This window comes from Mesorhizobium sp. C120A, from assembly GCF_030323105.1.
In the GTDB taxonomy this organism is placed as follows: Bacteria; Pseudomonadota; Alphaproteobacteria; order Rhizobiales; family Rhizobiaceae; genus Mesorhizobium.
Window position 1 is genome coordinate 6,140,324 of sequence record NZ_CP100476.1, and the last position, 24,711, is coordinate 6,165,034.

Sequence of the window (24,711 nt, forward strand, 5' to 3'; positions counted from 1 at the left end):
TTCGACACCGAGCAAACCTGTTGGCAATGCGAATTCGAAGCGCTTGAACCAGCCGAGTATGTAAGTTGGGTTTCCGCGCAAGCTCGGTGATTAGATAAAAAGCAACCTTCTCGGCGGCGTCGCCCGAGATCGTGTCCCTTGTAGCTGACGGCTTGGTCGCCGCGCTCTCCGGGATGGGGCCGGGCTGATCAGCGTGCCACGGCTGGCAGGCTGATCAGACGGATCATCGCTCATTTGGCTGATGGTTTCCAGCGTCATGTATCTGGCGCGCTGCACGGCCCATTCGTCGTTCTGTTCGAGCAGGATCGCGCCAACCAGGCGGACGATGGCGTCGTCATTTGGGAAGATGCCGACGACCTCGGTGCGCCGCTTGATCTCGCCGTTGAGGCGCTCGATCGGGTTGGTCGAGTGCAGCTTGGCGCGGTGCTCCTTGGGGAAAGTCATGTAGGCAAGCACGTCGGGCTCGGCGTCGTCCATGATTGTCGCCAGCTTCGGCACCTTCGGCCGGATCTGGTCGGCAACGGCGCGCCATTGCGTGCTAGCAGCCCCGGGCGTTTCCTGGGCGAAGGCGGTGGCGATGAAAGCGGAGACGACGCGGCGCCCGCTCTTGCCGGCATGGGCCAGCACGTTCCTCATGAAGTGGACGCGGCACCTCTACCATGTCGCGCACAGCACCTTGGTGACGGCCGCCTTGATGCCTTCATGGGCATGGGAGACGACGAGCTTGACGCCGCGCAGGCCACGGCGGGTCAGCTTGCGCAGGAACTCCGTCCAGATCGGCTCGGCCTCAGACGTGCCGACCTCCATGCCCAGAACCTCTCTCGGGCTTTCGCCCGATCATGCGGGAAACCTTCTCGATGGCATGATCGACTATCTCGAACAGTTGTTGAGTGTCCCCAGAAGGTATCTTTCGGAGAGATATCTTGTCCGAGAGCGGGGTAAGGAGACCTACCAGCCAATTTGTCCGGCTGAGCTCGATTGCCATAAAGCATGTGTTCGTTATCCGCGTAACGGACTGCACCGATGGATTGGCGGTCATGGATATCCTCCTGTCTTTCGCCGAGAGAGGGAGCAAAGCTGCCCCAGCCGCAGGCCCCCTGCATAGGATCTACTTCCAGTACCTTTGCGGCGAGGAATTCTTCTGCCACGCGCTGCCGTTCGATCGCTCGTCGATGACGCGCTGGCGCGGCCGCATGGGCGAGGAGCGGATCATGGCGCTGTTGCAGGAGAGCCTCAGCCTTGCGGTCAAGACCGGGGCGATGAAGCCGGCCGACACGCGCCAGGTGATCGTCGACACCACCGTGCAGCCGAAGAACGTCATGTTCCCGACCGACGCCAAGCTCATTCACCGGGCGCGTGAACGGCTGGTGCGGCTGGCCAGGAAGACGGGGCTCAATTTGCGCCAGAGCTATGTGCGGGTCGGCAAGCTGGCGCTGATCAAGCACCAGCGCTATGCCCACGCCAAGCAGTTCAAGCGGGCCAACAAGGCGCTGCGCAGGCTCAAGACCTATCTCGGCCGGACCATTCGCGACATCGGTCGCCAGATTGCCGGCGATGCGGGGCTGGACGCGCTCTTCAAATGGCCGCTCTACCAGGCCGCCACCGTTCTCGAGCAGCGTCAGCGTCAGCGCGGCCGCAAGATCTACAGCCTGCACGCGCACGAGGTGGAATGCATCGGCAAGGGCAAGGCGCACATGCCCTACGAGTTCGGCGTCAAGGCCTCGGTGGCCACCACGCTGAAGCGCTCCAAGGGCGGCCAATTCGCCCTGCATGCAAAAGCACTGCCCGGCAATCCCTATGACGGCCACACGCTGGCAAGCGTCATCCCCGATATCGAAGAGACCATCGGCAACGAGATCGGCCGCATCCTTGCCGACGCCGGCTATCGCGGCCACAACGCACCCCAGAGCCACAGGTTCAGGGTCGTCACCAGCGGCCAGAAACGCCGCGTCACCCCGGCAATCAAACGCCAGATGCGGCGGCGGTCGGCGGTCGAGCCGGTGATCGGCCACATCAAGGCCGAGCACCGCATGGGCCGCAACTACCTCGCCGGCCAGCAGGGCGACGCCGTCAACGCCATCCTGGCCGCCGCCGGCTACAACTTCTCCCTCCTGCTCAGGTGGCTGAAGGGTTTTTTGTCGCTCTTGATCGCTCTCTTCCAACTCCGGCCCAAGCCGGTCGCCGCTTAGGGGCTGGATTGTTCACGGTCGACTATCTGTTCGGCCGGTCAGACCGCCAAATTCGGTTCATTCAGAATTGGATGGGTACCGACCAAAATGAATCCCTAATCGACCGACTTCACAGAAACGAAGCGATCTCCGGCCCTGACGAGCGAGTTTCGGCGTTGTCCGGGTGCTCCTGGATGAAAGATCGGGCTTCGCGCCTCATTTGGACAACGCCGCCAGGTAACCGTTTCCCTGAAACCTGCCCTTCATTCAGATTTGCAACATCAACGACTACCGGCTTCCTAGACCTACTTGGAGCCAATCGGAGGACAGCCGTGTCGGCGCCAGCCCGACCGCAAATTGCGGCCGACCCCATGGCAAACGTTGATTAGCCAATGAACTTGATCCACAGGCGCTTGAACCATGCGACGATGGCCCTGAGCCCCTTCGGCTGGGCGCCGCGCTTGAGCAGACGGTCATGGACGCGGCCCGCTTCGATCTGCGCGCGAGACATCTTGCCGGCCCATTGGATGCGGCCGCTTTTAATGATGTAGTGCGAGCCACAAGGGAAGTCGTGATTGCCGATCGACGGCCATATCGAGGCTCCCTCGTCTTCCATAATGAGGTCATATTCAGTCGGAACGAGCGGTGTTGAAACCTCCTCGCCGCACCCACACGCGCAATTATGCAGCGCGACGTGGCATTCGCGCGACACGTAAAGGACACCGTCTTCCAGTTGTTCCGGAATGTCTTCGACGAAGACCGTTGTAAGACAATCCACCCGAGCCATCATGTCACCCGGTTTGTGATATTGTTGCCCTCGATCATGTATGTCGCGTTCCTTTCGTTGCGCTCATCACGATAGAAGGTCAGCCAGCGTTTCCAGCGCATGACCGCCATAATCGCGTTCAAAGAATTGAGTTCGGCGATCTGGATTTCGGTTCCGTACACATCGGCCTCTTCGTCGTCGTCACCGAACGACAGATGGGTAGCCACTTCCGCCCACGGCATGCCAGGGGCAATAAACGTTGCCCTTGCGCAACCGTCGAGCGTGTTGTCGTCCAGCCCTATACCTATGCCAGTGTCGACGAATGCAATGCCCAGGCGAACCAGCCCTTCGGCAATCACGCGCCGCGACGATCCCTTATCAACGCAGACAAATACGAAGTCATAGGTTGAAAATTCGTCAATGTTGTCAGCCGTCACTCGAGTGGTGTGCGGCTTCACGCCCTTGTGCATGCGCGCGTAGAGCGCAGCGTAATAATCTACCTTGCGGGGGAAATTCTTCGCTAGCACCAGTTCGGGAGCACCAGGCGAACGGAAAAGATTGTGGTTGAGAAGCTGGTCGTCATCGTAGATGTGGATCTCGGCAACACGGGTCTTGGCGGCGAGGTCGAGCAGATAGGCACCGGTTCCGCCGAGGCCGATGATCGCGATGCTGCCCCTGAGTTTGCGGTTGGCGGCGAGGATTCCGTAGCGGACTGACGCAGAATCGGGAATCGCGAAGGGACTATCGTCCTCCGCACTGGCCAACGTGACGCCTGTACGCGCGTTGGCGGTCTTGTCGTGAGACCGCGCAGCAGCACCGAGGTGAGACTCATAGGTGACAACCTTGTCGTAAATGTTGGCATACTGGCCGGTGCCTTCTGGCTTCGACGAGAAATAATGGTGGACCTTGATGTCCGACCCCACAGTCGCCTCCTGACTATTATGGATGATATTTGTCATTGGCGTGCCATCGCGATGGCAAGGCGTCTCGCCGGCGAACCACATGGTGTGGTCCGTCAGTGGAGTCGAGGTCAGGCCTTCCGTATCCAGCGACAGAGTGCAGACAAGTGTGCCTCGACCAAGCGACATGTCCCGCTTCACATAGGGCACGCTGTGAACGAGGAGGACGAGGTCGCGCATCTCAAGCTCAAACCCCTCGTCCAGCAGTTGCTTCAGATGTGGATCACGACTTATCAGATCGGCGGACATTGAAGACCATCCCATTCTTGACTTCGATCTTTTCGCCCTCCACCAGATCACCTTCCGCGCCGTGTACACCTTTCAGGTAAGTTATCGTGTACTTGAATTTCTCGAAGTCGGCGTCAGGGTAGGCGAGAAGTGCAACCTCACGATAGCTGAGCTTTTTCTTGGGCACCGTACGCGGTCGCCCGTTGACTTTGATGACCACCGTCTTCGCTTCGCGGCTGCGGATGCGCTCGACTCCCTGTCCGCCCAGAGTCACCTCGCCATCAGCGGGAATGACCGCGTCGCCGGCGCTGTCCAGGATTAGCTCGAGTTCCTCATCGATGCTGGCGTAACGGTAGATGTCAGCTGCGGAGAGTTTGGCCGCCCCCCATTCCCAGCCGCGCTCGTTGACGGTGAGGGAGAAGGTCCGATCACCTTCGAATGAAAGGAACTCAGGCTGCGGCATCTGTCGCAGGTCGGTCGGCTCCTCAAGCCCGATCGAACGCGTCGACCCGTCCGCAATCTGGATGAGAATATAACCGCTAGCTGGATTGAGCCCGCCGATGGTGCGGACCTCGCGACCTGAGATTATGGCGTCATTGGTGGCGATCACGCGACCATCCAGCTTATATGTAAAGTTCGTTACGTCAGGCATTGAACCCTCCTTGTTTCTCATTCTGCACAAATCATATATGGAGTTTTTAGCCAATGTCTAGCTATTAATTGGCTAGTTAATGGTTGTTTTTTGATTGACAGGTATGGACTTTATAGCTACATGGAGAGTGCTGGTTAGGGAGAAGCGCCTGTGAAGCGTACGATGACGCTTAATTTGTCGGACGCAGAAATGAGCGTCCTTGAAACCATGTGTGAAGAAAAAGGGTTGTCTAAAACCGCACTCGTTCGCCAAGCGCTGCGGCTCTACAAATCAGTCGATGATCGACTGGCGCGGGGCGAAAAGGTGTTCGTCGAAAGCGCGGATAAATCAGAAAAAGTAGAGCTTATGGTTCTATGAAAGGGCTGATCGATCGAGTCTTTCTCAAAAATCGTGCCACAGGCCTGTACGAAGATGCACACCTGTATCATGGCTTGGACAGCACGAATCTCGCGCATATCGAAGGACGCTGGCGACCTCTTTTTGAGTTGCGTCGGAGGGAGGCTAAGGCTTCCCTTCAGACGTTAGCAGAGGTCAATGCTGAAGACGCCCATTGGGAATGGGGCAAGAAGGCGCTGGTTGCGCTGAACGACCCCTTCCTGTTCGATTTCTTCGTGCTTGAATGTGGTGGCAGTACCCAAGCCATCATGATGACGCGCAAAGGCGGTCAGGATTGCTTCAGTCGCCACCCCGAGCATCAGCGAGCGCCGCTGATCTACGTGGAGTTTTTGGCGACGGCTCCATGGAACCGACCAAAGTTGGTTGCTGACCCGACTTACAAGGGCGCGGGCCGTGTGCTCATCGGTACGGCCGTCAGCTTGAGCCTAGAAGAGGAATTTGGTGGCCGAATTGGTCTGCATTCTCTTCGTGGCGCAGAAGTTTTCTACCGGGATGCGATCGGAATGACGGATTTCGGAACGGATAGCGAAGGAGTACATAAAGGACTTAGATACTTCGAGCTTTCCAGCAGGGATGCTGCGACTTTCCTATCCGTGCAACACTAACAAGAGGAGTCGACCATGAAATTACATTTCACTGCCGATTGGCTGCGCAGCCATATCGAACATGATCCGGATGTCGATTGCGACGTGGGGCTCCCGCTCCGCGACGCAGCTCCGCTTGAGCGTCTTATGCAGGAGAAGTCTCGTCATCAAGCAACTGCGGGGCAGCCTAATTCGGCTGCCCCCGAACAGAAATCTGCTGTGTTGTTTAAGTTGGTGCATCAGCTTCGACGCAAGGACGGTTTAAGCATTGCGCAGTTGGCTGCCAAAATTCGTGTTGATGCGGCGGAATTGGAGCAGGTGGAGAAGGATCCCAACTATGTTCCAGGCCCGCGTACCGTTCATCAGCTAGCCGAGTTTATTGGGGTTTCAGCACGTGCTGTAGGACTGCTGACTGCGGCGGCGTCCGCGCAGAATGACAATCTCACCGAAGCGGTGCATCGTTTTGCTGCGAGTTCAGACGACCTATCGAAACTAAGCCAGGCTGAAAGGCGCGACCTCAACGATTTCGTTAAGGTACTGGCGTCAATCGATAAGAAGAATGGATGACCATGTCTGCGATTGAGCCGATAATCGGGAACTTTGAGCGCCGAGATATCCATGAGCACATATCACGTTTGCTACGTGATCTCGGCAATCCAGAGCCCCCATTAAGGCTCGAGCAGGTGCGCGCGCTGCAAAAGCTTGACCTTACCTATTATAGCAAGGCGAACTTGAGCCTATTAGATGAGATCGCCCACAGGGCGCGAATGGCTGGGAACGAGATCACCAGCACGGCTAAGCGCATGGTCGATGTAGTCCAGCAATATGGCCTTCGTGGTATCCTAATGTTGAAGGAAGGCGACAAAAGAATCTTCATCGATGACGAGGTAGCCGAGCTAAAGCGACGCTTCCTCATCGCACATGAAATTACACATGACCTTCTACCGTGGCATCGCTCCCTGCTTCTGGGCGACAACGAGTCCACGCTGAACCCAACATTCCATCAGGCAATGGAAGCAGAAGCTAACTATGGCGGACGCCATCTCTTGTTTCTGGGAGGAAGGTTTCGACCGGAAGCGCTGGACTGCTCATTGGAATGGAAGAGTATCGAGCAGCTTCGCAAGCGCTATGGGAACACACTTACAACAACACTTTGGCAAATGGTTTGTGAACGCGACCCGGAGTTTCCTGCCTTCGGCGTTGTCAGTCGGCATCCGTATCACAGAGATATTTGCGAGAAGGCAGGGAATGACAATGTGGCATATTTTCCAAGATCGATAGCTTTAGCTGAGCACTTTCCCGGAATCACCACCACAGTTGCCTATTCCGCGATCTGCGATCACGCAACGAACCGCAAACGGGGTCCAGTAGGCGAAGGCGAAAGCATCTTTTATGATGCGAACGGCGAACCCCATGTATTCTGGTTGCACAGCTTCTCAAACACCTACGATCTGCTCACTTACTGCATCTACAAGAAGAAACACCAGCGCATTTTCCCTGTCGGCTTTAGGGCAGCCTAGGCACAGGCAGACGGTTATCTCAACGGCAGCTTGCCCATACTGTAAGCACACCACCGCTGTTTCGCTTGCGGCATATTTCTTGGCGGACGTCGCTTATTGTCGGCGCGACATTGGTATGACCTCGCCGAGCTGGCCGGACGGCCCCTCACCGCGGGTCGGCGCCACGAGCTTCAGCTTCACGACGCGAGCAGGCTCTTGCGAGAGCCAGCCCGGAGGAAGGTCCATCCGGTGAAGACCGCAGACGTGCGCATCCGGCAGCCAGGAGAACCTGTGCACCGGAGTGCTGGGGTCAAGCTTACTTGGAGGAAGTGCAGCCAAGCTCTCAACATCATGAGCGAACAACGGCAGATCGTGCCGAAGCTCTTCCTTGGACAGCCCCCGTCATCCACCACGGTCCGAAATACATCAGCCAGTAACGTAGGTTGCTGCAGCGGCCAAACGTCATCGTAGGGCTCGGATCCTGAGTAGCCCTTGGCGCTGTAGCTACGATAGAGGCGGGTCGCTCCCTCGGCATCGACAATGCAGAGGCGTTGGAGACGCATGATCTGAGCCTTGATGGACACGCGCCAGCGAACCTTCAGCCGCTCCAGCTCCCAAAGCGAGGCACTAGTGACCTCAGCCGAGAACTGACTCGCCGGCAGAAGCAACGCTGAAGCGAACCGATGAGCTTGGTCTTGGATCAGCTTGAAATTCTCGACAAGCTCATCCTCGGACACTGCACGGTGCAGCAAGAGGTGGGCCAACTCGTGCGCGGCATCAAAATTGTCTTCGCGCGAATGACTGCGCTAGAAATACGTGTGGGCGACGATCAGATCCCCACCTGCTTAGCCCATACAACTGTGTGGTTTCCATTGGTTCGCTCGCCACGACGACGCCGATCTGCTCCAGCAGAGCAACTACGTTGGGGTCGGTCGCAATCCGATTCCCCAGTGCTCTCGCGCTGTTTGGGCAATGCCCTCCAGATCCTCATCCCCAGGCTTCGGTAGCCTAAGCCGTTGAGTAAATCTGGCAGGTCGACTTCAGGGAGAAACGCATAATGGCCGGCAACTGCCGTAATGTCTTCAAGCCAGCGGTTGACCGGATAATCCTTGGTCACAGCCACGCCCTGTACGGTGCGGCCCTCGTCCAGCAGCAACCGCAACGCCCCCAGTCGCCGCCCTCCGGCGACGACTTCGAACTTGGCTCCCTTCGGGGCCTTGCGGGTCAAAAGGTTATGGATGAGGCCATGGGCCTCGATGCTGGCGGCCAGTTCGGCCCTACCTGCGGGCGGGATAGTGATAACAGCGGTATTCATGGACTTGCTCGTGTTGATTTCAGCGATTGACCTGATGGGTTCAGGTCCCCTGAACCCCTGCCTCGCGGCGAGTAGCGGGGAGCGAGGGGGGGGGCAAGTCCCGGGGGCGGAGGGGTCTCCCCGGTCTGCACCTAGCGAAGCGGAGGAAGATGGGGGAACCCGCCCGCGGCGGCTTGCTGGGGAGAGAGGGCCGCGCGCCTCTCTTCCCGCTACATAGGAGAGGTGCCGCTAGGCACATCCATGTCGGCGCAGCCGTGCCGCGAAGCGGCCCAAGAAAGAAGAGCGTACAAAACGGAAGCACCTAAATGCCCGCCAGCGGGACCAAGTCAGATCGGTGCAGGAGAAAGACCGTGGCCCTGAGACCGGCTCAACAGGGCGGCCGTAGGAGCATCAGCAACGCGCCGCCGTCAGGCGGGATGCGGAACGGACGGCCCCCCGGCGAAGGGCGCCGTTCTCTTTGAGCTGCGACCCTGGTGAGCGCCTTCGTGCCTAAAGCTGTGCCGTCGGGCTAAGCTTCAGCTTCAGATCGTTCTGAAAAGCCGAACATGGTTCGTCGAGTAACCCTTGAGGGAAGGATCCTTGTCGGGTTCCCTGTTTTTCGACAAAATCGCCCTGCAGAATTTATATTGCGTGATTTGGCGGCATCGCACTGCTGGGTGTCCGCCTTATAGCAAGCGTGGACCAAAACGGCTCCCACGTAATCATGCTCGACGTTGTTGGAAGAAAGGTGGGTCTGAATGTCTTGGAGAATGGCAACTCCATGGGACATCCCATCTGCTCCGGAGTAGGTCATTACGAGTTGACCGGGTCGTTCAAAGCCGCTTACCGAGCCGCTCCCTGCAACGTTCTCGTAGGTGCCAGACAAATCCGGGGCCGACGTGAATGTCACCTTGAAGGGGTGCCCCAGGCCGACGGGGGTGACATCCGTAAAGTCGGGACCGCAGTACACCGAGAGATCACGCAGTATGGAGATGATAACCCGATTGCGGCTTTCAAGTGTCCTCGCATCCCCCGAGGGCGCCACCTGATCTCTCGGGCAACCTTGTTCGGCGCCGCAGTTATTGAGGCGGCCGGCTTGGAAGCAGTTCCTTATGGCCCTCATGCATAAACCAGAGCACCCGTTTGAGGTGACTGCGAAGGGCCTTACGGGCGCGGATTGGCTCTTTGACCGGATCGATACCCAGTACATCCAGCGCCATCTCCTCTTCGCTGGCACTGTCGGCGCAAGCGTCCATGAGCTTCAAATAGAGCTGGAAATGCTTGTCATCATATGCGGTTAGGCTTTCCGACCAGGGGACTTCCGTTGCAATGGTTGGATCAGGCGTTGGGCGCGATCTGCTTTTCATCCATGTCTCGCTTTGGCGATGAACCAGGCCCCCGTTCCAATTCAGAATATCTCCATCTAGCGCACTTTCAACCGTTCTCGGCCTTCTTCGGACAGTGCCCAATCGTTGCATATGGTCGTGGGTTCCAAATTGGCGCGCGGCTGCTCGCGACCAATACATCCTCAACTTGGCGAGGCGATGTAACGCCCGGCTGAACCAGAATGGCGCGGGTATTGAGCATCGCCGATTGGATCGAACCTTCTTTTAGCTTCGCGATAATCTTGTCTGGCTGCTTGCAAGCGTCCATCATGCCGCCGTACATACGCTTAAGGATCTCGCCCATCACCGTACGAGCAGCAAACATTTCCAAAATCGATCTTGCAACTTGAGGCTTTGCGTTACTGCATAGCTGCATTGCACAAAATGTGTTTGCGCATTGCACAACTTTTAGCCATTAAGCTTACAGCTGATGCATGCGATGGTTTCCTCCCATTCCATGGTATCAGCTGTTCCCCTCTGAAGGTTTTGACTTTACACCTAAAGGGCCTCGGTTTTCCGATGCCCTTTTTTTTGGCGGTCGCCACGTCGTTAATGGAACGCGGCTCGATCGCCGGTTCAGCCATCAGGCTTTGGAACCCGTTCTGCCCGGCCGACCCCTCCCGACAACAGTCTGACCTTCGCCAGCCTTCTACGGGCAAGCGTTCGCGCCAAAAGTTCAAAGCCGCGTCCGTAACATTCGACGATGAAAGCCAATGTCATCAGGTCGAGCAGAAACTCGTCGATCGCATGTGTGAGCGCATCAGACTTTTGTCCGAACTGAAGGAGCAGGGCGCGCGCGTCTTCGATCGCGGCCTGGCAATCGTCTGCATCTATCAGGGAACTGATCCTGTCAAAGATCTGCAAGCGTCCTCACTTTTCGGAAGCCGCACTCAGCATCGAACGCCGCTGATGAGTGAGTTTCCAACAAAAGAACAGGGTAACGTTTCGCGAAAAATCGCTCGCAGCGCGTCGAACGAGCATGATGCCTCAAATGACATGTGAATTCCGGCTCACCAACATGTCGTCGAAGGCGAGTGAGCCGGCCCATGTCTGCGTCCCGGCCGCCAGACCACTGGTCAGGAGGAACTGTGGCCACATCGTCGGAGACAAATGGGTCCATCTATTCTTCCAGCCGCCACGGTTCAGCCTAGATTACATGCGAAACGACAATAACGGAAAGCAAAGGTTCGCAAAATGAGTAGGGTGGCTGGATCAAACGAAGATTTGGCTGCACCAACGACCTTTGGGCCACTTCTGCAGCCGACCTTTCGTTCGATCTGGCTCGCGACGCAGGTTTCAAGCCTCGGCTGGTTGATGCAGACTGTTGCCATCAGCTGGCTGATGGCAACGATCTCGACTTCCGATCTGATGGTTGCGCTGGTGCAGGCTTCATCGAACCTGCCCGCTTTCGTCCTGTCCGTTTTTGCCGGAGCTCTCGCCGACAATTTCAGCCGGCGCAGGGTGATGTTCGCCGGTCGGTGCCTTATGGTGATTGCGTCCGCGATGCTGACCGCGTCTGTAGCGCTGGGCTTTGTCAGTCCGTGGATGATCCTCGGCTTCAGCTTTTTGATCGCAAGCGGCGGTGCTCTCAATGATCCGGCCTGGCAAGCGTCGGTTGGCGATATCGTGGATCGACGAGATGTTCCCGCTGCCGTAACCCTGCTTTCTGTTGGCTTCAACACCGTCCGGACCGTGGGTCCGGCGCTCGGCGGCATTGTGGTTGCCTCTTTTGGCCTCATGGCGGCATTTGCGGTGACCACGCTCACCTATTTCGTACCTTTGGCCACTATTTGGCGCTGCAAGTGGAAGGTTCGCTCGTCCCCTCTTCCACGCGAGTCGATGAGGACGGCGATCTATGACGGGCTGCGCTTCACGGCGATGTCATCGGAAATCAAAGCGGCGATCGCGCGCGGAACCCTCTTTGGCCTGGCGAGCATCGCCATACTCGCGCTGCTGCCGGTGGTTGTCCGCGACCAGCTGGGAGGAGGCCCGCTCGCCTATGGCGCGCTCATGGCCGGCTTCGGGACCGGTGCCGTCTTCGCCGGCCTCTCCAACAGCCTGTTCAGACGGAGCTTGTCGCAGGAGCGGCTGATGAGGCTCTCCTGCGTCGCCTGCGCGGCGTGCTCACTTTCCCTGGCACTGACCTCTTCGATCGGGGTGGCGGCAATTGCACTCGCTTTGGGCGGCGCGGGCTGGGTCACCGCCTGGTCAGGGGTCGGTGTGAGCGTGCAGCTGGCGAGCCCGCGCTGGGTCGTGGGGCGCACCATCTCGATCTACTATGCTTTGATAGACGGCGGCATCGCGCTCGGTAGCTGGGTGTGGGGCACGGTGGCCGAAAACCATTCGTTGACCTGGGCGCTAGAGGGTTCCGCTGGAGCCCTGTTGATCGTCGCTGCAGCCGGCGTTCTCTTTCCGCTTCGGGAGCGCCGCGACTCCGAGCCCGATCCCTTGGAGGAATTCGATGCCCCAGCTGTCTCTCTCAATTTGAAGCCGAGGAGCGGCCCGATCGTGGTCAAGATCCAATACCTGATAGCCGAGAGAAATCTCGAGGCCTTCCTCGACCTCATGCGGCAGCGGCGCCATGTACACAGCCGCGTCGGTGCCCGGAACTGGACGCTCCAGCGGAACTTGCAGAAGCCTATGCATTGGACAGAAACGTTTCGCACGCCGACCTGGACGGACTACCTTCGCCTCAATCATCGTCTGACGGAAGTAGACAAGGAACTGGACGAGCGTGTCTTTCAGCTGCACGCGGCCGAGACCCCACCTCAAATGACACTTTCCATCGAGCGGCCGACAAGCTCGGCCCGCAAGCCCGAGCACTCAGCTTTTCGCCATCCCCGTCATTGAAGCCCGGCCGGCACAGAAAACGCGATTCTTGTCTATCGCGCTCAAACCGGTGCGGGAGACGGACAATCCACCAAAATTCGATGATGGGTGGCAGAGAAGAACCCCAGGCTGAGAGTGCGACCGATCGGTCCCCACGGTGAAGCGGAGCCTGGGGCTACAGCGGCACGCGACTATTGCCGCGTGTCACCTTTTGAATTTAAAGTCTTCCTCAGTCCGCCTCGCTGATCCGGGCCAACGCTATCTTGAGGTTGGCATTTTGTCCCGCCAGCTCGCTGAGACGATCACGTTCGGCGGCGACCACATCCGGACTGGCGTTGGCAACGATGCACCCGCGCGGAGCGTGCTGTTGCTGGAAGCAGGAAGGCATGATCGGCCAAAGCCGGGAGAGGTGCTGCCGGCAGTAGCGAATGGGCTGCTGCGTCAGCTTGGTGTCTGGACGCCGTTCGCCGAGGCCGGCTTCGTTGAAAATCGTGCGCTTGTTTCGGTGTGGGCCAATGAAGTTCCCAGCGAGCGGCACGGCATGTTTTCCGCTCAAGGTGCCGGCTGGCAGCTCGACCGGACGCGATTCGACCGGCTGATGGTGCAGGCGGCCAAGGCGGCAGGTGTGGACACGCGGTTTGGCTCGGCCGTGGGTTCGGCAGTGCGCGACGATCAAGGCTGGCTGCTCAAGCTGGCCGATGAAGCTATCGTTGCCCGCGCCGTGGTTTGGGCGACCGGTCGCAGTTGGAGGCTGGCGCGATGTTTCGGCGCCAAGCTCACCATGCACGGACATCTTGCCGCCTACACACGCTTTTTCGACCGCGCACCGGGCGATTGCAGCATGGTCGTCAAGGCGCGTCCCGAAGGCTGGTGGTACAGCGCCGACTTGCGCGTGCCTCACCGATCCGGATCTGGGCAGCGAACTGCGCAAAGCCGGACATTGGTACCAAGCTTTAGCCGCAACGCAGTCCATCGCGCCGCTCGTGCCGCCCAACGCAATCGAGACCGCCAGCATGATCAAGGCGGCGGGAACCGCAATCGATCCCGCCGCCGGTGACCGCTGGGTCGCGGCGGGCGACTGCCTGTTCTGTGCCGATCCACTGTCATCACGCGGGATCGTGCATGCACTCCGCTCAGGGATCCTGGCGGCCTACGCGGCATCGGACATGCTGGACGGGCGTGGCGATTCGCCTGCGCCCGCTATGCAAAATCGCCACACGCGGCTTTGCCGATTAGCTCCCAGCACTGCTGCCCACTATGCAGCCGCCGCGCGATGGGACACGCCTTTCTCGCAGCGGCGGCGCAGCCATGTCTTCCACGCGTCTAGCATCGAAGGAGGGAGGTCAGAGGTGGTCTCGGGACGGGGTGCTCGGCATTTATGAACCGACCGAGCGCCAGCGAGTGGTCGTCGGCGGGCTCAATGGCGGCATCAGGTCAGGGAACTCGGCCTCCATGATCATCTCCGATTTAATTCAAATTTGTCTGTATATATTGCCGATTGCACTACCTTCACCTCGTAGACGGCAATGCGGGCGGGTAGAGAGGGTTCTATGATATGACAAGCGATTTTTCCGCCGCCCGAGTGCATTTAGATCGAGCGTATGACTACCTTTGTGGGGATGACCCGATGAGTCAAAGGGGCCGCGAAGCCTTGGACCTGCTAATTGAGGCGGTTGCCGTCGAAGAGTTCAAGCAGCCACGCCAAAGCGCTGAGGTGCTAAGGTTTCCGATCGGGCGCCGCTGCTGAGGTAATCTCCACGGCCGCCATGTAGCCTCGCGGGTGAGGCGCTCACGGCAGGGACTCCCCCGTGAGGGCCGGGAACGAACGCATTGGCAAACGGAAAGCCCACTTGCCAGACCAGCGCCCGGCCGGCGTGGCAAGTAGGCCGGCGGTTCCAAGCGGAGACATTGATGCCGGACTATGTCGTGCTTTGCATCGCATTAAGCTGCTGCGGGATATACGTAACGCCATCCCTAAAAACATCGAATGCGGCAGCGACAGCGCGAATCCCAAAGCGATGCTCCCGCCGTACGCGGACAAAGCCGTTCTCGAAGTCCACTATCCCGTCCTTGGCCAGCATGGCCAAGCGCTCAGCCGAATCGCGAAGACGGATCGGATCAGATCCGTGGGCGACACAGATTGCCGGCACGTCAGCCTCGAAATCGCACATTAATCGCTCGATAATTGCGGCTCGCACGCGGTCGTCGTCTGTGAGGCGATGGCCCTTCGATGTAGCCAGTCGGCCAGCTGCGATGTGCTGGATGTAGGAATCCCGTGTAACTTCGTTTTGAACGTATCCCTGGCCGATGCGGCCGATAGCCGACGCGCCGAAACCGATCAGGGTTCTGCAGGTATCCGCCGAGTAGCCCAACGAGTTACGTCGCAGGTGACCTGTTTCCTGTGCCAGCGCGAGCTCGTCGTCCGGCAAAGCGAAATGGTCGAGCCCGATCTGTCGGTAGCCGGCGGCAATCAGCGTCACGGCGACAGCCGCATACTGTTCAGCGCGGGCAGCGCTGTCGGGAAGAAATTCCGCCTCGATGAGGCGCTGATTCTTTACTTGGGATGGGATGTGCGAGTAGCCGAACAAGGCAAGCCGGTCGGGGCGTATGGCGACCGCCGCCCTCACTGTTTCGACGCACGACTCCACCGTTTGACGCGGCAGGCCGTAGATGAGGTCGAAGTTGATGCGGCTTACTCTATGCCGGCGCAGCACTTCCACGGCAGCCGACGTCTGGGCCTCGCTCTGGATTCGGTTGATCGCTTTTTGAACAATGGGATCGAAGCTCTGTACGCCCAGGCTCGCGCGGTTCACGCCGGCCGCTCCCAAGCCTTCCGCCATCTCGGGCGTGAGCGTGCGTGGATCGATCTCGATGGCGACCGTAGCTGCTTTCGAGATGGCGAAGCGGCATCGCAGGAACTCCATCAGAGCGAGGAACTCGGCTGGTCCGATGAGAGATGGCGTTCCGCCGCCGAAATGTATGTCGCTCACGGGCAACGTCTTCGGCACTCGCTCCGAAACCAGACGGATCTCGTCACGCAGCGCCGCCAGATAGTTGAGGATGGGCGCATCACGGCGGGTGATGGTGGTTGGGAAGCCGCAATACCAGCAGGCTGATCGGCAGAACGGAACGTGCAGATAGAGTGACACCGGATCATCAGCCGGCAGGTTCCTGAGCCATTCCTCATAAGCCTCGGCGCCGACCGCCCCAGAGAACTCCGACACAGCCGGATAGATAGTGTACCAAGGCAGCCGGGCCTCTCGAAATTTCGTGGTCTGCAACGGTCACCGTCCCATGCTGATAACATCCAACCTTACCGCTGCGCTCGCCTGCGTCTTTGCGCTATGTCAGTCCGTTCCGCTTTGGGCTCGAAATTTTTTAGCAATGGGCGCCGTTCAGTCTTGGCTGGACAGCGATGGTCTGAGCGCACTCGGTCAGCGACTGACGATGGTGTTCCCGCCGAAACCCTCACGCGCACCGTTTTGTTCCACCGTCCCTTCCCTTCATCTGCGCGTGGGAGACTCTTCTGAGCGCAGATGAAGCATCCGATGAGACAATATACGGTGTTGGGTCCAGACTTTGCACGCCAGCTACCGCCGCCCATAATGATCTCTGCCGTCTCGATGAGCTCGTTGTGTGAATTGCTGGCAGAAGCATTAGCTGTGCCGCGCCGCTTTCAGCACGAAAACCTGCTCGACGCGACCGTCAGGTCCGCCGCAATGCCAAGGCTGGCGCCTACCGACTCAGTGGTGCAAGGCTGCGGCGCGTGGTTATCGACCATCAGCTCGCCAAAGTGACGGCGTCGTACCGAGCGGTGGCCGCCGCATGATGCCTCAACGGCGGGGCTCACAGCAAACAATGCCGTCGCCATTAAGCCAAACTGTCGCGAAGCGAACAGACGAACCGTAGCCGAAACGTTTGCCGTTCGTGCTTGGGTGGATCCGCAAGGCAAAAAGAACGGAAACGCGAACCAAGGTCCGCCCGCACATTTGAGCTTCAAGCCGCAGCTGGGCCGTCAGGGTGGCACGTCATTTGCAGTAGTACCCTTTGTGAGGCCCGCCGCGGAGGTGAAAAGGGTGATTGTACAAAAATGTTGTATGACCGTCTGGGAGTGATAACTACTTAATATATGTGACAACAAGTCTCAATCACATTCTAAATTCTCCTGAGCATTAGCACGACAGGTGCAGCAACACTCCTAGAATTCAGCTTGATGCGCTATCAACCGTTTGCTTAGCAAAAATCATTTATCGGTCTCGATTCCTTTTACTATTTAGACGGAGATCAACAATGACCATTGGGAGCCTCCTCCTCGGCTCAACTGCGGCACTGGTCGCCGTTTCCGACGCTCGCGCCGTGATCATCGTCCCCGAGCCTGATCCGACTGAGTACCTCAAGATCTGCGACGTCTACGGCTCGGGCTACATCTACATTTCAGGCACCGAGTCCTGCCTGCGCATCGGCGGCTATGTCAGTTACGACGTCGGCTTGGGCCATGTCGGATTGTTTGACCACGCAAGAACCTCAGATGTGAGGACTGGTGAGGATCAGGGTACATGGCAAAACAATACGCGCTTCACACTGAAAGCTTGGACCGGCCAGGAGACCGAACTCGGCACGTTGAAGACCTACACCGAAACCCGCGTGAATTTCGGTAACCGCCACACTTTGGTTTCGGACAGTTCTCGGTCCTATGCCTTCAACGGAGACAGCATCTTGACTTTCGCCTGGATTCAGCTTGGTGGCCTCCGAGTTGGTAAGGACTGGTCGGCCTTCGACATGTTTATTGGCGGCGCGGGTGACGTACTCAACCAGACGCCGGTTCCGTACGGCGCTTTGGATACCGATGTGGTCCAGTACTACTTCGACGCCGCGAACGGCTTTTCCGCCGTGGTTTCGCTCGAAGAAGGCTCAGGCGTGGTGGGCACAATCGACAACTACGCTCCGCACATAGTCGGCGGCTTGAAATACACACATGGCTGGGGAGCGATCACCGGCGTTGCTGGTTATGATAGCAACTACGAATCGGTAGCCGCCAAGGTCCGTGTCGACATCAATGTCACCAACGAACTGTTGCTGTTCGGAATGTTCGGCTACGGTTCCAATGGCAAGCTCAACGACGACTCCATGAACGCGATCGACGCTCATGGTCGCGGCTTCTATAAGATTTGGGGCGGGAACTGGGCTTTCTGGGCTGGCGCCGCTTACGAGGTCAACGAGACAACTTCGTTCAACCTTCAGCTCTCGGGTGATCAGCTCAAGAACTATGGTGTCGCTGCGAACGTCGCCTATGCGCTTCTTCCAGATTTCACAGTTACGGCTGAACTCGACTACGACCGCTACGGAGGCTCCGCCGTCGGAAAGGTGAAAGCTTCCGAAGTGAACTGGGCCAATGCCAACAAGAAGAGCAGTGTCGGCGGTATCCTGCGTTTCGAACGCTCATTCTAATGCGATGAAGCGTTGAGCTCCGAGGTGCAGTTGATGCGCGGACATTTCCCCTACATTCCGTTTGATTGTGGATGCGTGGCTCGGACGGCCGTCGTACGCGGCGACGTCATGGAGCTCGGGTTTGACGCCGTGCTCCTGAACACGGCGGTCCCGAGGGCGGCCGATCCGGTCGGGATGGCGCGTGCGTTCGGCAAGGGCGGTCGATGCCATTCGTGAAGCTAGCACTGGAATGCTCGAACCGCGCTACTCACCGAAGGTCGGCAGGGCTGTCTTCTCATGAAGCTCGATCCCTTCTATCTGAATTTCGACGTGCCGGCTGGGTTGACCGGCTGGCGCCGCTCGGCGTGCGTCTGCTGCAGCTCCGGATAAAGGATATGGACGAGAAAGGACTGCAGACGGAAATCCGCCGCGCGAACGACGCCTGCGCGGTCCATGGTTGCCAAGTGAGCGTCAACGACAATTGGCGCACGGCAATCGAGGAAGGCTGCGACTTCGTCCATCTTGGTCAAAAGGATTTGGCTGCCGCCGATGCTGACGATTAAATACGACGGAATGAAGCTCGGTCTTTCGATCCACGATCACACCGAACCGGAAACGGCGCCAGTGGCCGAGCCGGAGTATGTGGCGCTCGGCCCAGTCTATCCAACTAGCCTCAAGAAGATGAATGGGCGTCGCAAGGGCTCGAGCGGATCAGCGAGTGGAAGCACCAGGTCGCGCCGATCCCATTGGTCTCCATCGGCGGCCTCAACCTGACCGGCTCGAAGGCGTTTTTCGAGGCTGGCGCGGAAAGCGCAGCCGTGGTCACCGACCTTGCGCTGAACGACGCCCCAGAAGCGCGCACGCGAGAATGCATCGAAAGACAGAACAATGGCGCTGGGGCGAGAACCGCATCTGCTCGTTGTTGTCGGGTCAGATTCCCGCGGTGGGGCTGGAATTGCCCGCGAGATCGAGACGATCGCTTGCCTTGACGTGCGCACCTGCCTTTGCTGTCAGCGCGCTGACGGTGCAAACCCAGGAAGACGCCTTGGAAATCCAAGTTACGCAACCCGGTCTGGTGACGGGTCAAATGCGCGTTGCGCTTCAAGCTAACAGAGTGGCCGGCACCAAGGTTGGCATGCTCGCAACGGCTGAGATCATCTCGCTGCGGTTGCAGGCTGTGCTGCGCGAATATCGGGCGCATATCGACAGTCCAGATCCGGTGCTGGCTTCCACGTCAGGCCGAGCGCTTCTTGAAGCAAGCGCCATCCCGCATCATGAAGTAGCATCTGATGCCGCTTTGCCGTGTCGACACCCAATGTCATTGAACTGGCGCTTCTTGCCGGCTCAGTGCTACCGGTGAATGAGGCCGGCGCGCTTCAACAAGGACCACAAGCCACCCCGTCTGCTGGACTCCTCCAAATTCGAAACACGGATGGTTACTATCCAGACAATTGATTTTATCAATCTGCGACAATACCGCATAGCGGCGCCGGCGGAATGATCACCGGTAGCAAGACGAGCTGCTTTCAGTGGCCTGCACGACGCGCACCGCGACCGAGTACAAGCCGGCTCGTCTGCAGCCATGTTCGGATCGGCCGCATCGGTGCGCCGAATGAGATTGCCGGCGGAACGCTCTATTCGTGCAGCTGTGACGGCAGTCATCTCACCGGAGCCATCCTGCCGATGGATGGCCGGCAGTCGGTGCAGCATGGGCTGACACTGTTCACGGAATGAAGCCGCTCGCGCTTCGGACGGTTGAAATGGAGGACATTAGCTTGGAACCGATCAGTCTCGACGAGCTTCTGGCCAGCGTCGGCAAGGAAGTCGGCGTGTCGCCGTGGCGGGTGGTCTCGCAGCGGATGATCGACCAGTTCGCCGAGTCCACCGATGACCACCAGTTCATCCACTGCGATCCGGAGCGCGCCAAGCGCGAGACGCCGTTCGGCGGCACCATCGCACATGGCTTCCTGTCGCTTTCGCTTTTGTCGGCGATGACTTTCGAGACCATGCGGCCGCTCGAAAACTGCAAGATGGGTGTCAACTATGGCTTCGAATCGCTGCGCTTCCTGGCGCCGGTGAAAACCGGATCGCGCATCCGCACCCGTTTCGTACTGGCCGACGTCAAGGTCAGGCCGTCGGGCTGGGTGCAGACGGCGCTGGGCGTGACGATTGAGATCGAGGGCTCGAAAAAGCCGGCGCTGACCGCGCGCTGGTTGACGCTGACGCTGATCAAACGCCAGCCGGAGGCGGCCTGAATTGTCAACGAGCGTCAGCAGAGACGATCTTCACGTGCCGGGGCGATGTAGGCGACCAGTGCGCACCGATCGGCAACGCGGCCACGGGGTCGGCTAGATAGAGTGGCAGGAATGCCTAATCGGGGCTCCGTCTCGGAAGGGGCGTCGATGTATCGGAAGCGCTTCGGCTTTCGGCGCTGCATTCCTTCTTCACGAAGTCCATGGAGAATTCCCGACCACGGGGTTGAAAGATCGGCTTGTGATCGGAGTGGGCAGATCCTCCCCGACTGAATCTGCCAATAGGGTGTTATCGAGTTAATGGGGTCGAACTTGAGGTCGCGGGTGTCGCTGATCGGCTGCTCGTCGAGCTCGAGAGCTGCCAGCTAAAGGCAGAACACGGCGATGCCAAGAGCCTCCGCAGTTGATGTGGACGCCCAGAGCTGGGAGTACAGACCGACGAGTTCCCGGCGGGCGAACTTGCCATTGGTAGCGCGCCAGACCAGTCGCGAGAAAGCCTCGATGAGAAGGCCCCGAGCCGCGCGCGGCATCGACTACAGTGGCGTTTGGCGAGAGGCCTTCGAAGACGAGATCGAGTGTAAGATGGACGAGCTCGACACGCATATCGCGCAGTCCCTGCGATCGCTTTGTCCGCGGCGCTCGTGCGAGCGAACTGTTGGTAGATCGAGCTGACTAGATGAACCGGGATGGCATTAAAGCGGAACTGGAAGAGACGCCCTGGCCGAACCAAGCAAGATCAATCCAGCCATCGCTAAAGGTAGGCGAACACGAGACGTTCGGACTCCGTGCCGCTGAAATCCTCAAATTGAATCGGCCGGACCGTTGGAGCTATCATCACCCGCTTGGCTTCCAGAGCTACGGAGCGGGTTGATTATCTGAACGTCCTCGAAGTCCTTTTCATTGTCGGTCACTACGACACACTCGTTGGCTTCGGCTACAGCGGCAATGATTGTGTCTAGGGCGCTCCGCGAATGGCCTCTGGCTTTGCCGTTGGCCATCAGCCGCGCCCACACGAGGCCAGCTTTCTCGTCGAACGATAGCACGCGGCCAGCGAACAGCGCTTGCGGGCCTTCGGAGCCCTCGAACCAAGTTTCAAGGCTGCTGCGCTTTTTCCCCTTCGGCTTCTCTAGGATGCCTCGGCGAATTTCGGCGACAGTAAGCGAAGCAATGAAGAGGTCTTCGTCCTTCTGCGCGCCCATCCAGGCCAGCAACGAGCCCGAAGGCTCCGGCTTTATGACGTTGCTGATGATATTGGTATGAAGAAGGTAGCGCGTCACAGGTCGATCTTGCGCCCCTCTTCGCGCGGCCGGCTGAGGTCGAGATTGGAGCCAACCAGAGGCGAGCGACGCAACGCGGCGAGAATGCTGCCCGCTTTCGGTGGCTCACCCGCCACGGCTTGCTGTATGGTCCGACGAAGCTGTCGGGCATCCGGCCCGCTCTCCGTTAATTTTCGGGCAAGAGTTCGCAGTAGATCGCGGTCTGCGTCGAAGGCCTGGATATCGAACCGCGCGATGCCGCGCTCAGCCAGGCGAGAGCGATAATTCTCGATGGCTCTCTTCTGTGCAGTGTTGCCCATCGCGTGCCTCCGTTCTCTATCCGGATATATAGCCATGGCTTCTTCGGAGCACAAGGTGCCCCGTCATCGGCCAGCACTGGCTCCTGCGCGACGCGCGTATTGATAGAATTCCAGCTTGTCGAAGCACTGACTTGGCATCATTGTCGCGAAACGGAGTATTTCGCGTCAGGACAGGAACGCGATCATAGCGCGCCGAAACGGCAACAGCCGAAAAGCTTCGTGTGGTCGCCGGCGCGGCCCGCGAATCGGCTGTGTCTGCGTCGCCGAAGCCCGATCGACGCTTCGTCAATCTGGTCCGGCTGCTGGCACGACAGGCCGCACGGGATTTCGTTCAAGCCGAAACGGATAGCCAGACGCGAGACCGCGTCCCGGAGTAAGGGGCCGCCTCATGAAGGTCGCGCTTGGCGCTCGCTACTCAACTGACAATCACCGAGACGCCTCGATCGAGGATCAGTTGCGGCTCTGCTGCTTGCGTGCTGAAAAGCAAGGCTGGACAGTCGTCGACAGCAATACCCACCGCGCGATCTGCGGCGGGTCGCTGTTGCGTCCCGGCCTTCAGGAGCTGATCAGCGATGCGATGCAGGGCAAATTCCTGATCGTGCTCGCAGAGGCGATGGATCGCCTGACCATGACCGCTGCAAACCGGGAGCAGGCCAGGCTGGGCAAACGTTGCAACAGATCCTTCAAGGAAATTCATAGACTCTTAGCAACTCCGGCTCGCTGTGAATGGTAGGCTTATTGCAACGTCTGAGGTCAGTGGTTCCAAACCGTGGCCCCGCTTGTCTTCGACTGGCCGAACTGCTTGCAATTTCGGCTAAAGGCAAAAGAACGCCCTTTGTTGTTCGACAGGGCGATATCGGCAGTCGCCACAGCCACCGAGATTTGTCCGGTCGTTGGACAACCTTCAAAAGCTGCGACTTCTGTGGAGGACGCGAATGAGAAATTCGGTAGGACTTGGTCCTGAGCCATGATGACACTGGTTAGTCGCCTACGCATGGCAGCGCATCCTGACCGCCTTCGAATCCTGGGCCTTTGTGCGCATGCGGACCTAACTGTCTGCGAGCTAGCGGAGATTCTGAGCGTGTGTCGAGAGCGGGTTGCGCGACACGTCCGGCTGCTCGCCAGAGCCGACTTTCTTTGCTGCAACGAACAGCCTCCGTGGCGCTCGTACCATCTCAACGCAGGATCCAACGACGGCGGGCTGGTTCAATTATTGGTCGATCTCCTGCCCCATCGCGACGGCTATCATAAACAGGACCTGCAGCGGCTCGAAGCGGTACGAGACACGCGGCCGAAAGGGACCGCGTGCTTGATCGTGAAATAGGTCAATCCAATTGGAGCGCGAAGCTACCATGGACAACTCCGCAGACGGCGCGATCGCACAGCCGGACACCCATGGGCGGTCTTCCTTGGCCGCGGTTGATTGCCGCGTCCACGAGCTGCTTCTGAGACAGGAGCGGCAGGAGCGGACGACCCTGAAGCTCATCGCCTCAGAGAACTTTGCGTCCTCGGCCGTGCTGGAAGCGAACGGCTCGATTTTCACGAACAAGTACGCCGAGGGGTACCCCGGCGCGCGCTACTACGCTGGAAACGAGATCGTTGATGAGCTTGAGAAGCTAGCCATTGAGCGCTTGAAAACACTATTTGGCAGCGAGCATGCCAACGTCCAGCCTTATTCCGGCTCGCCGGCCAACCAGGCTGTCTATCGTGCGCTTTTGAGTCCCGGTGACAAAGTCATGGGCTTGCCCCTTCCGGAAGGGGGCCATCTGACTCATGGTTGGGCCATCAACTTTTCCGGTACTGACTATAAACGCGTCCCCTATGGGTTGGATGAAACGACACAGCAGATTGACTATGACCGCTTGCGCGAGACAGCCAAGCGGGAACGGCCGCGGCTCATCTGGGTCGGCGGAACTGCTTACCCGCGTGTCTTTGACTACGCGGCAATGGCAGAAATTGCCCTGGAAGCGAACTCCTATCTCGTAGCCGACATTGCGCACATCAGCGGCCTGATTGCCGCGGGAGCGCACCCGAATCCCGTGGGCCATTGCGACGTGGTCAGCAGCACGTCCCATAAGTCGATCCGCGGTCCCCGCGGTGGCTTCATTTTGTCAAGGAACGAAGATCGCTATCAGGCCCTCTATCATACAAAGAGCAAATACAATCTCGCCAGACGAATAGACCGGGCGGTCTTCCCTCACCTGCAAGGCGGACCTCACATGAATGCCATCGCTGCGCTAGCGGTTGCCTTGCACGAAGCCGCGAACCCGTCCTTCCGAAGCTACGGCCAACAGACGGTCAAGAATGCCAAGGCTCTGGCACATGCACTGCTTGAGCGAGGTTATGACCTGGTGACCGGGGGGACGGACAATCACATGCTGATCCTTGATCTTCGCGATCGGCCACTATCGGGCAAGGCCTATGCCGAGCGACTAGCAAAGGCAGGAATCATCACAAACTTTAATATGGTGCCTGGCGACCCGCGGCATCCGGCGGTCACAAGCGGAATTCGCCTGGGCGCGCCAGCAGTGACGTCAATGGGCATGCGCGATGTGGAAATGGTGCAGATTGCTGGCTTCATTGACTCCGTCCTCCAGCGGCCAGACGACGAAGATCTCCATGCCTGCGTGCGAAGAGACGTTGCCGACTTGTGCGCTGCGTTCGAGGTCCCGGGCATCTGCGACAAGTAAGGTGGG

22 protein-coding genes and 5 pseudogenes are annotated in these 24,711 nt (G+C 58.8%); 16 read left to right on the top strand and 11 right to left on the bottom strand.

Going from position 1 to position 24,711, the window contains the following annotated elements; translation table 11 throughout:
* Window positions 1-188: 188 nt before the first annotated feature.
* Window positions 189-822: pseudogene (locus NL532_RS29820) on the bottom strand (IS256 family transposase); the annotation flags it as partial.
* Between the two features lie 287 nt (window positions 823-1,109).
* On the opposite strand from NL532_RS29820, the pseudogene NL532_RS29825 reads away from it, so the two are divergent.
* A pseudogene (locus tag NL532_RS29825) lies at window positions 1,110-2,189 on the top strand (IS5 family transposase); the annotation flags it as partial.
* 364 nt (window positions 2,190-2,553) lie between these two features.
* Here NL532_RS29825 and NL532_RS29830 read toward each other — a convergent pair.
* Genes NL532_RS29830 through NL532_RS29840 form a run of 3 tightly spaced genes read right to left on the bottom strand, consistent with a single transcriptional unit; the run spans window position 2,554 to window position 4,773 of the window.
* A complete protein-coding gene (locus NL532_RS29830) occupies window positions 2,554-2,955 on the bottom strand; it encodes a ubiquitination-like system serine protease family protein (protein ID WP_032898265.1) in 402 nt (133 codons plus the stop codon).
* Window positions 2,955-4,142, bottom strand: coding sequence for a ThiF family adenylyltransferase (locus NL532_RS29835; protein WP_023829684.1), 1,188 nt, complete (start codon window positions 4,140-4,142; stop codon window positions 2,955-2,957). The genes NL532_RS29830 and NL532_RS29835 overlap by 1 nt, the downstream gene beginning before the upstream one ends.
* A complete protein-coding gene (locus NL532_RS29840; protein ID WP_032898264.1) occupies window positions 4,117-4,773 on the bottom strand; it encodes a multiubiquitin domain-containing protein in 657 nt (218 codons plus the stop codon). Before NL532_RS29840 ends, NL532_RS29835 begins: the two co-directional genes overlap by 26 nt.
* Window positions 4,774-4,923: 150 nt before the next feature.
* Here NL532_RS29840 and NL532_RS29845 point away from each other — a divergent pair, with 150 nt between their 5' ends.
* The 4 genes from NL532_RS29845 to NL532_RS29860 are packed head-to-tail and all read left to right on the top strand — an operon-like array spanning window position 4,924 to window position 7,273.
* Window positions 4,924-5,130: a ribbon-helix-helix protein, CopG family gene (locus tag NL532_RS29845; RefSeq protein WP_010913797.1), complete on the top strand. Its 207-nt coding sequence runs from the start codon at window positions 4,924-4,926 to the stop codon at window positions 5,128-5,130.
* Window positions 5,127-5,774 carry a hypothetical protein gene (locus tag NL532_RS29850; RefSeq protein ID WP_023697175.1) on the top strand — a complete coding sequence of 216 codons (648 nt, stop codon included), beginning with the start codon at window positions 5,127-5,129 and terminating at the stop codon, window positions 5,772-5,774. The genes NL532_RS29845 and NL532_RS29850 overlap by 4 nt, the downstream gene beginning before the upstream one ends.
* Before the next feature lie 15 nt (window positions 5,775-5,789).
* Window positions 5,790-6,320 (top strand): helix-turn-helix domain-containing protein, encoded by a 531-nt coding sequence (locus NL532_RS29855; protein ID WP_023830723.1) that lies wholly within the window; start codon window positions 5,790-5,792, stop codon window positions 6,318-6,320.
* Window positions 6,317-7,273 carry an ImmA/IrrE family metallo-endopeptidase gene (locus NL532_RS29860; RefSeq protein WP_023697178.1) on the top strand — a complete coding sequence of 319 codons (957 nt, stop codon included), beginning with the start codon at window positions 6,317-6,319 and terminating at the stop codon, window positions 7,271-7,273. Before NL532_RS29855 ends, NL532_RS29860 begins: the two co-directional genes overlap by 4 nt.
* Window positions 7,274-7,449: 176 nt before the next feature.
* On the opposite strand, the pseudogene NL532_RS32315 reads toward NL532_RS29860, so the two are convergent.
* The 4 genes and pseudogenes from NL532_RS32315 to NL532_RS29875 form a co-directional block, all read right to left on the bottom strand.
* A pseudogene (locus NL532_RS32315) lies at window positions 7,450-8,040 on the bottom strand (ImmA/IrrE family metallo-endopeptidase); the annotation flags it as partial.
* Between the two features lie 41 nt (window positions 8,041-8,081).
* Window positions 8,082-8,567 carry a ParB N-terminal domain-containing protein gene (locus NL532_RS32320; protein WP_023697180.1) on the bottom strand — a complete coding sequence of 162 codons (486 nt, stop codon included), beginning with the start codon at window positions 8,565-8,567 and terminating at the stop codon, window positions 8,082-8,084.
* Window positions 8,568-9,625: 1,058 nt separating this feature from the next.
* On the bottom strand, window positions 9,626-9,913 hold the full coding sequence (locus NL532_RS29870; RefSeq protein ID WP_081731045.1) for a hypothetical protein: 288 nt from the start codon (window positions 9,911-9,913) through the stop codon (window positions 9,626-9,628).
* 67 nt (window positions 9,914-9,980) lie between these two features.
* Window positions 9,981-10,256 (bottom strand): hypothetical protein, encoded by a 276-nt coding sequence (locus NL532_RS29875; protein ID WP_023829685.1) that lies wholly within the window; start codon window positions 10,254-10,256, stop codon window positions 9,981-9,983.
* A gap of 194 nt (window positions 10,257-10,450) precedes the next feature.
* On the opposite strand from NL532_RS29875, the gene NL532_RS29880 reads away from it, so the two are divergent.
* From NL532_RS29880 to NL532_RS29895, 4 genes are all read left to right on the top strand, one after another.
* Complete coding sequence (locus NL532_RS29880; protein ID WP_084624820.1) at window positions 10,451-10,933, top strand: hypothetical protein; 483 nt, start codon at window positions 10,451-10,453, stop codon at window positions 10,931-10,933.
* Between the two features lie 192 nt (window positions 10,934-11,125).
* Window positions 11,126-12,781, top strand: a complete 1,656-nt coding sequence (locus tag NL532_RS29885; protein ID WP_031201897.1) for an MFS transporter — start codon at window positions 11,126-11,128, stop codon at window positions 12,779-12,781.
* Window positions 12,782-12,917: 136 nt separating this feature from the next.
* On the top strand, window positions 12,918-13,817 hold the full coding sequence (locus NL532_RS29890; protein WP_155923854.1) for an NAD(P)/FAD-dependent oxidoreductase: 900 nt from the start codon (window positions 12,918-12,920) through the stop codon (window positions 13,815-13,817).
* Between the two features lie 498 nt (window positions 13,818-14,315).
* Complete coding sequence (locus NL532_RS29895; protein WP_023727257.1) at window positions 14,316-14,507, top strand: hypothetical protein; 192 nt, start codon at window positions 14,316-14,318, stop codon at window positions 14,505-14,507.
* A 172-nt stretch (window positions 14,508-14,679) separates the two neighbouring features.
* On the opposite strand, the gene hemN is transcribed toward NL532_RS29895, so the two are convergent.
* The gene (gene hemN / locus NL532_RS29900) at window positions 14,680-16,041 is read right to left on the bottom strand and encodes an oxygen-independent coproporphyrinogen III oxidase (RefSeq protein ID WP_286487845.1); all 1,362 of its coding nucleotides are present in this window, start codon (window positions 16,039-16,041) and stop codon (window positions 14,680-14,682) included.
* A 1,009-nt stretch (window positions 16,042-17,050) separates the two neighbouring features.
* Here hemN and NL532_RS29905 point away from each other — a divergent pair.
* The 5 genes and pseudogenes from NL532_RS29905 (at window position 17,051) to NL532_RS29925 (ending at window position 20,442) form a co-directional block, all read left to right on the top strand.
* Complete coding sequence (locus NL532_RS29905; RefSeq protein ID WP_023697187.1) at window positions 17,051-18,208, top strand: porin; 1,158 nt, start codon at window positions 17,051-17,053, stop codon at window positions 18,206-18,208.
* A gap of 33 nt (window positions 18,209-18,241) precedes the next feature.
* Window positions 18,242-18,488: pseudogene (locus NL532_RS29910) on the top strand (thiazole synthase); the annotation flags it as partial.
* A pseudogene (locus NL532_RS29915) lies at window positions 18,485-19,082 on the top strand (thiamine phosphate synthase); the annotation flags it as partial. The pseudogenes NL532_RS29910 and NL532_RS29915, both read left to right, overlap by 4 nt.
* 129 nt (window positions 19,083-19,211) lie before the next feature.
* Window positions 19,212-19,547: a bifunctional hydroxymethylpyrimidine kinase/phosphomethylpyrimidine kinase gene (locus NL532_RS29920; RefSeq protein ID WP_444848985.1), complete on the top strand. Its 336-nt coding sequence runs from the start codon at window positions 19,212-19,214 to the stop codon at window positions 19,545-19,547.
* 400 nt (window positions 19,548-19,947) lie between these two features.
* Entirely contained in the window at window positions 19,948-20,442 is a 495-nt protein-coding gene (locus NL532_RS29925; RefSeq protein ID WP_031194149.1) for a MaoC family dehydratase, read from the top strand.
* A 797-nt stretch (window positions 20,443-21,239) separates the two neighbouring features.
* Here the strand turns inward: NL532_RS29925 and NL532_RS29930 are convergent.
* Window positions 21,240-21,716 carry a type II toxin-antitoxin system VapC family toxin gene (locus tag NL532_RS29930; protein WP_023697194.1) on the bottom strand — a complete coding sequence of 159 codons (477 nt, stop codon included), beginning with the start codon at window positions 21,714-21,716 and terminating at the stop codon, window positions 21,240-21,242.
* On the bottom strand, window positions 21,713-22,015 hold the full coding sequence (locus NL532_RS29935) for a hypothetical protein (RefSeq protein ID WP_023697195.1): 303 nt from the start codon (window positions 22,013-22,015) through the stop codon (window positions 21,713-21,715). Before NL532_RS29935 ends, NL532_RS29930 begins: the two co-directional genes overlap by 4 nt.
* Before the next feature lie 388 nt (window positions 22,016-22,403).
* On the opposite strand from NL532_RS29935, the gene NL532_RS29940 reads away from it, so the two are divergent.
* Window positions 22,404-22,748 (top strand): recombinase family protein, encoded by a 345-nt coding sequence (locus tag NL532_RS29940; RefSeq protein WP_023690648.1) that lies wholly within the window; start codon window positions 22,404-22,406, stop codon window positions 22,746-22,748.
* 619 nt (window positions 22,749-23,367) lie between these two features.
* Window positions 23,368-24,705 (top strand): serine hydroxymethyltransferase, encoded by a 1,338-nt coding sequence (gene glyA, locus NL532_RS29950; RefSeq protein WP_023697196.1) that lies wholly within the window; start codon window positions 23,368-23,370, stop codon window positions 24,703-24,705.
* Window positions 24,706-24,711: the final 6 nt, after the last annotated feature.